Genomic DNA, 12,022 nt, shown 5'->3' on the forward strand with positions numbered 1-12,022 from the left:
TGTGTTGTTTCAGGCACAACACTGAATCCCAACCGTGTGTGCTGCGACCTCCTGGGGAGGTTCAGCGCATCCCCTTCGGGGATCGGACCCGCGTAAGCGCTCAAGCGCTAACGTGGGTCGAGACACACCTGTTATAGGATCAAGCCTTACGGGCAATTAGTATCAGTTAGCTGAGCACATTACTGCGCTTACACACCTGACCTATCAACGTCCTGGTCTTGAACGACCCTTCAAGGGGCTCGAAGCCCCGGGGATATCTCATCTTAAGGCGAGTTTCCCGCTTAGATGCTTTCAGCGGTTATCTCTTCCGAACATAGCTACCCGGCGATGCCACTGGCGTGACAACCGGTACACCAGAGGTTCGTCCACTCCGGTCCTCTCGTACTAGGAGCAGCCCCCTTCAAATATCCAGCGCCCACGGCAGATAGGGACCAAACTGTCTCACGACGTTTTAAACCCAGCTCACGTACCTCTTTAAATGGCGAACAGCCATACCCTTGGGACCGGCTACAGCCCCAGGATGAGATGAGCCGACATCGAGGTGCCAAACACCGCCGTCGATATGAACTCTTGGGCGGTATCAGCCTGTTATCCCCAGAGTACCTTTTATCCGTTGAGCGATGGCCCTTCCATACAGAACCACCGGATCACTATGACCTGCTTTCGCACCTGCTCGACTTGTCGGTCTCGCAGTTAAGCACGCTTATGCCATTGCACTATCAGCACGATTTCCGACCGTACCTAGCGTACCTTCGTACTCCTCCGTTACACTTTGGGAGGAGACCGCCCCAGTCAAACTGCCTACCATGCACTGTCCCCGATCCGGATTACGGACCAAGGTTAGAACCTCAAACAGATCAGGGTGGTATTTCAAGGATGGCTCCACGCAAACTGGCGTTCACGCTTCACAGCCTCCCACCTATCCTACACAGACCGGTTCAAAGTCCAATGCAAAGCTACAGTAAAGGTTCATGGGGTCTTTCCGTCTAGCCGCGGGGAGATTGCATCATCACAAACACTTCAACTTCGCTGAGTCTCGGGAGGAGACAGTGTGGCCATCGTTACGCCATTCGTGCAGGTCGGAACTTACCCGACAAGGAATTTCGCTACCTTAGGACCGTTATAGTTACGGCCGCCGTTTACCGGGACTTCAATCAGGAGCTTGCACCCCATCATTTAATCTTCCGGCACCGGGCAGGCGTCACACCCTATACGTCCACTTTCGTGTTTGCAGAGTGCTGTGTTTTTATTAAACAGTCGCAGCCACCAGTTTATTGCAACCCCTTCACCCTTCGCCCGCAGGGGCGTCAAGCTACAGGGGCGTACCTTATCCCGAAGTTACGGTACCAATTTGCCGAGTTCCTTCTCCCGAGTTCTCTCAAGCGCCTTAGAATACTCATCTCGCCCACCTGTGTCGGTTTGCGGTACGGTCCTGTTAAACTGAAGCTTAGAGGCTTTTCTTGGAACCACTTCCGATTGCTTCTTCACCGAAGTGAATGGCCTCGCACCCTTGAATTCCGCGCCCGGATTTGCCTGAGCGCCTTCTCCAATGCAAGGACCGGGACTTCCAACACCCGGACAACCTTCCGCGATCCGTCCCCCCATCGCATTTAACAATGGTGCAGGAATATTAACCTGCTTCCCATCAGCTACGCATTTCTGCCTCGCCTTAGGGGCCGACTCACCCTACGCCGATGAACGTTGCGTAGGAAACCTTGGGCTTACGGCGAGGGGGCCTTTCACCCCCTTTATCGCTACTCATGTCAGCATTCGCACTTCCGATACCTCCAGCACACTTTCCAGTGCACCTTCGCAGGCTTACGGAACGCTCTCCTACCATGCACATAAATGTGCATCCGCAGCTTCGGTATATGGCTTAGCCCCGTTACATCTTCCGCGCAGGACGACTCGATCAGTGAGCTATTACGCTTTCTTTAAAGGATGGCTGCTTCTAAGCCAACCTCCTGACTGTTTTAGCCTTCCCACTTCGTTTCCCACTTAGCCATATTTGGGGACCTTAGCTGGCGGTCTGGGTTGTTTCCCTCTTGACACCGGACGTTAGCACCCGATGTCTGTCTCCCGTGATTGCACTCTTCGGTATTCGGAGTTTGCTATGGCGTAGTAATCCGCAATGGACCCCACAACCATGACAGTGCTCTACCCCCGAAGGTGATACACGAGGCACTACCTAAATAGTTTTCGGAGAGAACCAGCTATTTCCAGGTTTGTTTAGCCTTTCACCCCTATCCACAGCTCATCCCCTAACTTTTCAACGTTAGTGGGTTCGGACCTCCAGTACGTGTTACCGCACCTTCATCCTGGCCATGGATAGATCACCTGGTTTCGGGTCTACACCCAGCGACTGAACGCCCTGTTCGGACTCGCTTTCGCTACGCCTGCCCTAATCGGTTAAGCTTGCCACTGAATGTAAGTCGCTGACCCATTATACAAAAGGTACGCCGTCACCCCCTTGCGAAGGCTCCGACTGTTTGTATGCATGCGGTTTCAGGATCTGTTTCACTCCCCTCCCGGGGTTCTTTTCGCCTTTCCCTCACGGTACTGGTTCACTATCGGTCGATCACGAGTATTTAGCCTTGGAGGATGGTCCCCCCATCTTCAGACAGGATTTCACGTGTCCCGCCCTACTTGTCGTACACCTAGTTCTTTCCAGCTGTTTTCGTCTACAGGGCTATCACCTGCTATGGCGGCACTTTCCAGAGCCTTCGACTAACAGCAAGAATAAAGAGTACAGGCTGGTCCCATTTCGCTCGCCACTACTCTGGGAATCTCGGTTGATTTCTTTTCCTGCGGTTACTTAGATGTTTCAGTTCACCGCGTTCGCTTCACGTAGCCTATGTATTCAGCTACGGATACCTCAAAAGAGGTGGGTTTCCCCATTCGGACATCTTCGGATCAAAGCTCGTTTGCCAGCTCCCCGAAGCTTTTCGCAGGCTACCGCGTCCTTCATCGCCTGTGATCGCCAAGGCATCCACCACATGCACTTGTTCGCTTGACCCTATAACGGGTGTGTCTCTCCCGATGCGAGTTGGCGCTTTAGCGCCTACTCCCATCCGATCCCCGCAGGGGATGGAACCTTCACTGGGAAGGCCGGGCAGCTTGCACAACCGTTACAGGTTGAGTATTCGTGTTGCGCCGTATTCCAAAGCAATCTTTCGATCACTTAAAAAATACATTGATACAATCACAACCCTGATTCACCTACTCATGTACCCATCTCCAGGTACACTTTCGTGAATCTCTTTACTACTTCTTCCTGATTGTTAAAGAACGTTCAGCCGATCGCACGGTTGCTATAACCATGCATCTTTCTGACTGGCTCAATCGCCAATGCACAACGCTCTGGGTCTTTCACACAGAACGCTACGCATTGAGGATTGGTGGAGGATGACGGGATCGAACCGACGACCCCCTGCTTGCAAAGCAGGTGCTCTCCCAGCTGAGCTAATCCCCCAGTCATACAGATATCCCAGAGGTTTTTAGACGGTCAGCTCACCAGACAAGACAGTGGTGGGTCTGGATGGATTCGAACCATCGACCCCCGCCTTATCAAGACGGTGCTCTAACCGACTGAGCTACAGACCCCTGAGTCTGTCTGCGTTTCTTCACTACTACAGCCGATAAGCGTGAGCGCTCAACACCTTGACGCGTCTAGCTCGAGAAAGGAGGTGATCCAGCCGCACCTTCCGATACGGCTACCTTGTTACGACTTCACCCCAGTCATGAATCCCACCGTGGTAAGCGCCCTCCTTCGCAGGTTAGGCTACCTACTTCTGGTGAAACCCACTCCCATGGTGTGACGGGCGGTGTGTACAAGACCCGGGAACGTATTCACCGCGGCATGCTGATCCGCGATTACTAGCGATTCCAGCTTCACGCACTCGAGTTGCAGAGTGCGATCCGGACTACGATCGGTTTTCTGGGATTGGCTCCCCCTCGCGGGTTGGCGACCCTCTGTTCCGACCATTGTATGACGTGTGAAGCCCTACCCATAAGGGCCATGAGGACTTGACGTCATCCCCACCTTCCTCCGGTTTGTCACCGGCAGTCTCCCTGGAGTGCTCTTGCGTAGCAACTAGGGACAAGGGTTGCGCTCGTTGCGGGACTTAACCCAACATCTCACGACACGAGCTGACGACAGCCATGCAGCACCTGTGTTATGGCTCCCTTTCGGGCACTCCCACCTCTCAGCAGGATTCCATACATGTCAAGGGTAGGTAAGGTTTTTCGCGTTGCATCGAATTAATCCACATCATCCACCGCTTGTGCGGGTCCCCGTCAATTCCTTTGAGTTTTAATCTTGCGACCGTACTCCCCAGGCGGTCAACTTCACGCGTTAGCTACGCTACCAAGTCAATGAAGACCCGACAACTAGTTGACATCGTTTAGGGCGTGGACTACCAGGGTATCTAATCCTGTTTGCTCCCCACGCTTTCGTGCATGAGCGTCAGTATTGGCCCAGGGGGCTGCCTTCGCCATCGGTATTCCTCCACATCTCTACGCATTTCACTGCTACACGTGGAATTCTACCCCCCTCTGCCATACTCTAGCCCGCCAGTCACAAATGCAGTTCCCAGGTTAAGCCCGGGGATTTCACATCTGTCTTAGCGAACCGCCTGCGCACGCTTTACGCCCAGTAATTCCGATTAACGCTTGCACCCTACGTATTACCGCGGCTGCTGGCACGTAGTTAGCCGGTGCTTATTCTTCCGGTACCGTCATCCTCCCAGGGTATTAACCCAGAAGTTTTCTTTCCGGACAAAAGTGCTTTACAACCCGAAGGCCTTCTTCACACACGCGGCATTGCTGGATCAGGCTTGCGCCCATTGTCCAAAATTCCCCACTGCTGCCTCCCGTAGGAGTCTGGGCCGTGTCTCAGTCCCAGTGTGGCTGGTCGTCCTCTCAGACCAGCTACAGATCGTCGCCTTGGTAGGCCTTTACCCCACCAACTAGCTAATCTGCCATCGGCCGCCCCTGTAGCGCGAGGTCCCGAAGGATCCCCCGCTTTCCTCCGCAGAGCGTATGCGGTATTAATCCGGCTTTCGCCGGGCTATCCCCCACTACAGGACACGTTCCGATGTATTACTCACCCGTTCGCCACTCGCCACCAGGATTGCTCCCGTGCTGCCGTTCGACTTGCATGTGTAAGGCATGCCGCCAGCGTTCAATCTGAGCCAGGATCAAACTCTTCAGTTCAAACCTGTTACTGTTTTCGGTTGTTTTACCAACCGGTCGCTCACTCAACGTACTGACGAAGTGTTCAACCATCTTTCAACGGCCAAACCTTCCTTTCATTACTGTGTGAGACTTGATACTTTCGCTTTAACGCCCCACCCCGCAGAATACTCCGCAAAGGCAGGACTCGCGTCGCGCATCAAGCGCCCACACTTATCGGCTGTTAGTTTTTAAAGATCGGTACGCTTCACGCTGCGCTGCCCTTACCACCACCACCCGGCACCGCTTCGTTCTGCGTCGCTGCATCAGCAGCAGAGAAACGAGATTATGAAGACTCTCTTCTGTTTCGTCAACTACATTTTTTCGCTTTCGCTTAAAACCTCGTTGACGTTACCGCTGCTGGTTTCCGCCGCGGCCCTCGTTCGCAAACGAGGAGGCGAATAATAGGTCACCCACCGCCTCATGACAAGGGTTTGACGATAACTTTTTGGCGATTCATCTGCGCACCGAACTTAGTAACGCCTCGACGGGCACCGCTCCGGCCATGGCGGCGTAACCGGCATCGCCTGGATGGATGTGATCGCCGCTATCGAACTTGCCCTGAAGACGATCCGGTTGCGCCGGATCGCGCAGCGCGGCGTCGAAATCAACAACGCCGTCGAAAGCGTGGCTCGACCGAATCCACTCGTTAACCGCAAAACGAATATCTTCGCGCTGCGGCGGAAGCGACGCGGGCGTCAACGTTCCTCCGAACACCTTTACGCCCGCGTGTCGCGCCGCTGCAATCACCCGCTGATAGCCCGCGATCAGGTCGGCCGCCGTCACCGAAGCATGGGGGTAGTCGCAATCAAGACCGCTGCGTGCCGGCATCGCCGCGAAATTGATATCGTTGATGCCGATCAGCACAACGACTGCCTTGACGCCGGGCCGCTCGAGCACGTCGCGTCCGAAACGCGTCATCAGCGCGTCGCCATAGCAGGGGGAATCGTTCAGCAGCCGGTTGCCGCTGATCCCTAAATTGACCACCGCCGTCGACCGGTTCCCCGAAGCGGCCAACCGCCGGGCGAGGGCGTCGGGCCATCGGCGATTCTGGTTCATGCTGGAGCGCATGCCGTCTGTGATCGAATCGCCGATCGCCGCAATTGCCGTCGCTTCGGGCGCCGCGTCCACCGACAACGCAGTCGTCCATACATATTGAGTGAAGCGTCCGCGAAACGCCTCTGCGCCCGAGTCGGCCGTATGGTTGCCGGGCCCCGAAACGTAGCTGAGCTGGTTCGCGACGCGATGCCATGCCGCGATCCGCTGTTCCGGGCCCATGAATGCGCTAATTGCGTATGGGGCGCCCTCGTTGATGTCCATCGCGATCGGATCGCTGTCCAACTCGCGGCCCGGCTGTACGCTCACGGCGCTCTTCCCATTGAACGTCACCCGCGCGCCGCCGCTGGCTGAAGCCGCCGCGCCGCCCGCGGACCGCGCGATGCGCAGATCCTCGATCACCAGTGGCGTCTTGCCATATTCGTTGCTGAGGTGGATTCGTGCCGACCTTCCGGACAGCGTCGGATAAACAATCTGACGGACAGTGCGTCCAGCCACTTCCGGTGCGCGGTACAACGGCGGCAAGTCGGACCGCTGTGGAATGGGCTGCAGCGCCGTAGCCCACGCGGTGACCCAATGCGCCGGGGCATCGGCGGCAGCGGCGGTTGATGAAACGGCGAATTGGCAAAGCAGCGCCGCGCCGCATGCGGCGGCTAAAGAGCGAATGGTCATTCCAGTGTCTGGCTCGAAGCAAAACGGGCATTGTGCACGATCGGACCCGGCGACGCGGCGAGCAGTGTCGCCACGGCAACCCCGCGGCGCGCGCGCCGCAGCCAGCTGCTGCCCAGCTCATTCACGAGGCCGCTGTCGCCCCGGTCATCTTCAAAGCGAGCGCCTCGGCGACTTCGATCCCGTCGATCGCGGCCGAATAGATGCCGCCGGCGTAACCCGCGCCCTCTCCGGCCGGATAAAGACCTTCGACGTTCATGCTCTGATAGTCGTCCCGGCGGCGCACCCGGATCGGCGACGAGGTCCGCGTCTCCACCCCGGTCAACACAGCGTCATGCATCGCAAAACCGGCGATCTTCTTGTCCATTTGCGGCAGCGCTTCGCGAATTGCCTCGATCACGTAGTCCGGCAGGGCCGTGCTGAGATCCGTGGGATGCACGCCCGGCTTATAAGACGGCACCACAGAACCGAGCGACGTGGACGGCCGCCCAGCAATGAAGTCGCCGACCAGTTGTCCCGGCGCCATGTAGTCGCCGCCGCCGAGTTCGAAAGCCCGCTCTTCCCATTTACGCTGAAACGCAATCCCGGCAAGCGGCCCGCCGGGGTAATCGTCCGGTGTGATGCCCACGACGATCCCCGCGTTCGCATTGCGCTCAGCGCGCGAGTACTGGCTCATGCCGTTAGTGACCACGCGCCCGGGCTCGGACGTCGCCGCGACCACGGTACCGCCCGGGCACATGCAGAAGCTGTACACCGCACGCCCGTTGCTGCAGTGGTGCACCACCTTATAGTCCGCGGCGCCCAACTGCTTGTGGCCCGCAAACTTGCCGAACCGGCTACGGTCGATCAAACCTTGAGGATGCTCGATCCGGAATCCCAGTGAGAACGGCTTTGCTTCTATATAGACGCCGCGTTCGTGCAGCATCTCGAACGTGTCGCGCGCGCTGTGGCCAACGGCCAGTACGACGTGATCGCAGCGCAGCGTTTCGCCAGTCGACAGCTTCAGCCCTCGCACTTTCCCCTGGTCTATGTCGATATCGTCCACGCGTGTTTCGAAACGCACTTCGCCGCCCAGTTCATGAATGGTCGCGCGCATCTTCTCGACCATGCTGACCAGGCGAAACGTGCCGATATGGGGCCGGCTCAGGTACAGGATGTCTTCTGGCGCGCCGGCGCGCACGAACTCGTCCAGCACTTTGCGGCCGTAGTGTTTCGGGTCCTTGATCTGGCTGTAGAGCTTGCCGTCCGAAAAAGTGCCAGCGCCGCCCTCACCGAACTGGACGTTCGATTCCGGGTTCAGCACCGACTTGCGCCACAGCCCGAAAGTGTCCTTGGTGCGCTCGCGCACGGCCTTGCCGCGTTCGAGAATGATCGGCCGGAAGCCCATTTGCGCGAGGATCAGCCCTGCGAACAGTCCGCAGGGCCCCATGCCGATCACCACCGGACGCGGCGTCGCGAGTTGCGCCGGCGCCTTCGCGACGAACCGGTACGTCATGTCGGGCGTCAGCCCGCAGTGCGGCACGTCGGCGATTCGCTTGAGCGCGGCCACTTCGTCCGCGACCTCTACGTCGACAATATAGGTGAGCTTGATGTCTGCGCGCTTGCGGGCATCGTGAGCACGCCGGAACACCGTGTATCGGACGAGCCCGTCGTCAGGCACGCCGAGTTCCGCGAGGCGCGCGCGGACGGCGGCTTCGAGAGCACTCTCGGGATGATCAAGCGGGAGTTTGATTTCGCTGAGACGTAACATGAGTACCGAGGGATGCAGGAAGGCCGCGAATCGCGGCCAATTCGCAATTTTATAGGTTAAGCGTGGGGCCGGGGACCCGGCGGCGACGAAACAGCTTTCGGCGATTGCGCCCGTCGCTATTGCGACGATCGGTTGTCATTTAAGCTGAGCGCTGACTCCTATAAGAATCAACGATTTAGTGCTCGCTTTGCCATGAGCGCTCGACGCGAGCTTGTCAGCCAATGCGAGCAATTCCGGGCCACTTGACAACGAAGTTGAGGATTTGCGGACGCGCACCAAGCCGGTCCGCCATCGTTAGAGGTCCGTACGTCTTGCAGACCGGAAGCCGTGACCTGTTGGTTGTCCCGCCGGCAGCCATCAGAGCGCGTTCCGCGGGTATCAGCTTGCGGCTATACAGAATCAGGTCACGCCATCGTCTCAGATCGACCCTCTACCGCCGACCTCTCCGCAGACCTTCCCAGCATTGCAACGCGCTCAACTTAGCTGTCAATCCGCTCCCCTTACGTGGCAACCGACAGATACGCAGCCCGTCTCAAAAATATTTATTAACCGACCGGTCGGTTGGTTTATACTGTTTGCACTAGACAACTCCGGCAAAGAGCGTCCCCATGTACACGCAATCCTTGGATATTCCCGGCAACGTAGCTCCGCTGGACTCCGGCGCGACGTCGCCCGAGCAGACGCAGTTCGACGCCGTGATGGCCGCCGACGGCAAGATCGAGCCGCAAGACTGGATGCCCGACGCTTACCGCAAGACTCTGGTGCGTCAGATTTCGCAGCATGCGCATTCGGAGATCGTCGGCATGCTGCCGGAAGGCAACTGGATCACACGCGCACCGAGCCTCAAGCGCAAGGCGATTCTGCTCGCCAAAGTGCAGGACGAAGCGGGCCACGGTCTCTATCTATATAGCGCGGCGGAAACCCTCGGCGTCTCGCGCGACCAGTTGGTTGCGGCGCTGCATTCCGGCAAAGCGAAGTATTCGAGCATCTTCAATTACCCGACGCCCACGTGGGCCGACGTCGGCGTGATCGGCTGGCTGGTAGACGGCGCGGCAATCATGAACCAGATTCCGCTGTGCCGTTGCACATACGGGCCGTACGCCCGCGCGATGATCCGCATCTGCAAGGAAGAGTCGTTCCACCAGCGCCAGGGTTTCGACGCGTTGATTTCGATGATGTCGGGCACCGAAGCCCAGCGCGAGCTCGTCCAGCAGGCGGTGAACCGTTGGTGGTGGCCGGTGCTGATGATGTTCGGGCCGAGCGACAAGGACTCGATCCATAGCAATCAGTCGTCGAAATGGGGCATCAAGCGTATTTCGAACGACGACCTTCGTCAGAAATTCGTCGACGCCACCGTCGATCAGGCAAAAGTCCTCGGCGTCACGCTGCCCGACCGGGACCTCAAATGGAACGAGGCTCGCGGCCATTACGACTACGGCGACATTGACTGGGAAGAATTCTGGCGCGTCGTGAACGGCGACGGCCCGTGCAATCGCGAGCGTCTCAGCACCCGCGTCAAAGCTCATAACGACGGCGCCTGGGTCCGCGAAGCCGCCCTCGCCCACGCCGAAAAGCAGCGCCTGCGCGCACAACAGCACGCCGCCTGACAAGCGCGGCACGCCCGGCAAAGAATCAGGAGATCAGAAATGAACAAGGAATGGCCAATCTGGGAAGTCTTCGTGCGCAGCAAGCAGGGACTCGACCATAAACACTGCGGCAGCCTGCACGCCGCCGACGCGCAAATGGCGCTGCGCATGGCGCGCGACGTCTACACGCGCCGGCAGGAAGGCGTGAGCATCTGGGTCGTGCCGTCGTCGGCAATTACGGCGTCCGCGCCGCAAGACAAGCCCGAACTGTTCGACCCGGCCGGCGACAAGATCTATCGCCATCCGACGTTCTACACGCTTCCCGACGAAGTCAACCACATGTAAGCGCGGCCATGAACATCACGCCTGAACATCTGCAATACGTGCTGCGCCTCGCTGATACCTCGCTGATACTCGGTCAGCGCAATAGCGAGTGGTGCGGCCACGGCCCGATTCTCGAAGAAGACATCGCGCTGTCTAACATGAGCCTTGATCTTGTCGGCCAGGCGCGCCTGCTTTATACGCACGCGGCCTCGCTGGAGCAGCAACTCACCGGCAAGACGCGCACGGAAGACGATTACGCGTACTTTCGCGCCGAGCGTGAATTCGCGAATTACACGCTGGCCGAACTGCCGCACTGCGGTCCGCTGTCCGCTACCGCCCAAGCCGAGAAGGACTATGCGGTCACGATCGTCCGCAACTTTCTTTACTCCACGTTGATGGCGCATCTGTGGACGGCGCTCATGCAATCGGCGGACGCGCAGCTTGCGGCGATCGCGTCGAAGTCGATCAAGGAAGCGAGCTACCACGTGCATCACGCGAGCGAATGGCTGATCCGCTTCGGCGACGGCACCGAGGAATCGCATCGACGCGCGCAGGCTGCGCTGGACTACCTGCTGCCGTACACGCGCGAGTTCTTCAGCACCGATCCGGTCGAAGAGACCATCGCTGCCTCAGGCATCGGACCGCTGACCGCAGATCTCGAAGCCGCCTGGCTCGACGACGTTCGCGCGACGCTCGAGCAAGCCACGCTCACGCTGCCCGAAGCGGTCAAGCACGTCACGACTGGTAAACACGGCGAGCATTCCGAGCACATGGGCTTCGTGCTGGCCGAAATGCAAAGCCTTGCGCGCCAGCATCCCGGCGCCACCTGGTAATACGGGCCATTCGACGATGACGACCTCGATTACGACGCAAAGAGCCGACGCCACGCTCGAACGTGCGTGGGCAGTGCTCGAAGCGGTGCCCGATCCGGAGATTCCGGTGGTGTCGATTCGTGAACTCGGCATATTGCGCGACGTCCGGCGCGCCGAGGACGGCGCACTCGAAGTCGTGATCACGCCGACCTATTCCGGTTGCCCGGCAATGTCGCAGATCGCGGAAGACGTCGCGCATGCGCTCGACGTCGCGGAACTCAAACCGTACCGGATCTCCACCGTCCTCGCGCCGGCGTGGACCACCGACTGGATGACCGCCGACGCCCGCGAAAAGCTGCGCGCTTACGGCATTGCGCCGCCCACGGGCAATTGCGGGTCGGCGGCCGGTTCTGCCGGTGTGCCGCAGGAAAAGGTGCTGCGCTTCGTGCCGCGCGCTCTACCCGCGCCGTCCTGCCCCAGGTGCGGCTCGGCGCATACAGAACGACTCGCGCAGTTCGGCTCGACCGCTTGCAAAGCCTTGTACCGCTGCATTGACTGCCGCGAACCCTTCGACTATTTCAAACCATACTGAT

At 58.6% G+C, this 12,022-nt stretch carries 6 protein-coding genes, 2 tRNA genes and 2 rRNA genes; 4 read left to right on the plus strand and 6 right to left on the minus strand.

All coding sequences use genetic code 11. The features are described 5' to 3' along the window. Window positions 1-135 precede the first annotated feature (135 nt). The 6 genes from RW095_RS33950 to RW095_RS33975 all read right to left on the minus strand — a co-directional run bounded on the left by RW095_RS33950 (window position 136) and on the right by RW095_RS33975 (window position 8,707). Window positions 136-3,016, minus strand: a 23S ribosomal RNA gene (locus tag RW095_RS33950). Between the two features lie 380 nt (window positions 3,017-3,396). Then, a tRNA-Ala gene (locus RW095_RS33955) sits at window positions 3,397-3,472 on the minus strand. A gap of 54 nt (window positions 3,473-3,526) precedes the next feature. Continuing rightward, window positions 3,527-3,603: transfer RNA gene (locus RW095_RS33960), tRNA-Ile, on the minus strand. Between the two features lie 76 nt (window positions 3,604-3,679). After that, a 16S ribosomal RNA gene (locus RW095_RS33965) occupies window positions 3,680-5,214 on the minus strand. The 16S and 23S rRNA genes sit together here with 2 tRNA genes alongside, the layout of an rRNA operon. A gap of 474 nt (window positions 5,215-5,688) precedes the next feature. Further along, entirely contained in the window at window positions 5,689-6,960 is a 1,272-nt protein-coding gene (locus RW095_RS33970; protein WP_317020204.1) for an SGNH/GDSL hydrolase family protein, read from the minus strand. A gap of 121 nt (window positions 6,961-7,081) precedes the next feature. Then, the gene (locus tag RW095_RS33975; RefSeq protein WP_317020205.1) at window positions 7,082-8,707 is read right to left on the minus strand and encodes an NAD(P)/FAD-dependent oxidoreductase; all 1,626 of its coding nucleotides are present in this window, start codon (window positions 8,705-8,707) and stop codon (window positions 7,082-7,084) included. 608 nt (window positions 8,708-9,315) lie between these two features. Here RW095_RS33975 and paaA point away from each other — a divergent pair. Genes paaA through paaD form a run of 4 tightly spaced genes read left to right on the plus strand, consistent with a single transcriptional unit; the run spans window position 9,316 to window position 12,021 of the window. Continuing rightward, on the plus strand, window positions 9,316-10,314 hold the full coding sequence (gene paaA / locus RW095_RS33980; RefSeq protein ID WP_317020206.1) for a 1,2-phenylacetyl-CoA epoxidase subunit PaaA: 999 nt from the start codon (window positions 9,316-9,318) through the stop codon (window positions 10,312-10,314). A gap of 39 nt (window positions 10,315-10,353) precedes the next feature. Then, window positions 10,354-10,638 (plus strand): 1,2-phenylacetyl-CoA epoxidase subunit PaaB, encoded by a 285-nt coding sequence (paaB, locus tag RW095_RS33985; RefSeq protein WP_020070840.1) that lies wholly within the window; start codon window positions 10,354-10,356, stop codon window positions 10,636-10,638. Between the two features lie 8 nt (window positions 10,639-10,646). Further along, complete coding sequence (gene paaC, locus RW095_RS33990; protein WP_317020207.1) at window positions 10,647-11,450, plus strand: 1,2-phenylacetyl-CoA epoxidase subunit PaaC; 804 nt, start codon at window positions 10,647-10,649, stop codon at window positions 11,448-11,450. Window positions 11,451-11,466: 16 nt separating this feature from the next. Beyond that, window positions 11,467-12,021: a 1,2-phenylacetyl-CoA epoxidase subunit PaaD gene (paaD, locus tag RW095_RS33995; RefSeq protein ID WP_317020208.1), complete on the plus strand. Its 555-nt coding sequence runs from the start codon at window positions 11,467-11,469 to the stop codon at window positions 12,019-12,021. Window position 12,022: the final 1 nt, after the last annotated feature.

It is taken from the genome of Paraburkholderia kirstenboschensis (assembly GCF_032806925.1).
In the GTDB taxonomy this organism is placed as follows: Bacteria; Pseudomonadota; Gammaproteobacteria; order Burkholderiales; family Burkholderiaceae; genus Paraburkholderia; species Paraburkholderia kirstenboschensis.

What these genes read in the sequence shown, in the direction of transcription:
- RW095_RS33970 (WP_317020204.1), bottom strand. Translation starts at nt 6,960, where the DNA reads ATGACCATTCGCTCTTTAGCCGCCGCATGCGGCGCGGCGCTGCTTTGC.
- RW095_RS33975 (WP_317020205.1), bottom strand. Translation starts at nt 8,707, where the DNA reads ATGTTACGTCTCAGCGAAATCAAACTCCCGCTTGATCATCCCGAGAGT.
- paaA (WP_317020206.1), top strand. Translation starts at nt 9,316, where the DNA reads ATGTACACGCAATCCTTGGATATTCCCGGCAACGTAGCTCCGCTGGAC.
- paaB (WP_020070840.1), top strand. Translation starts at nt 10,354, where the DNA reads ATGAACAAGGAATGGCCAATCTGGGAAGTCTTCGTGCGCAGCAAGCAG.
- paaC (WP_317020207.1), top strand. Translation starts at nt 10,647, where the DNA reads ATGAACATCACGCCTGAACATCTGCAATACGTGCTGCGCCTCGCTGAT.
- paaD (WP_317020208.1), top strand. Translation starts at nt 11,467, where the DNA reads ATGACGACCTCGATTACGACGCAAAGAGCCGACGCCACGCTCGAACGT.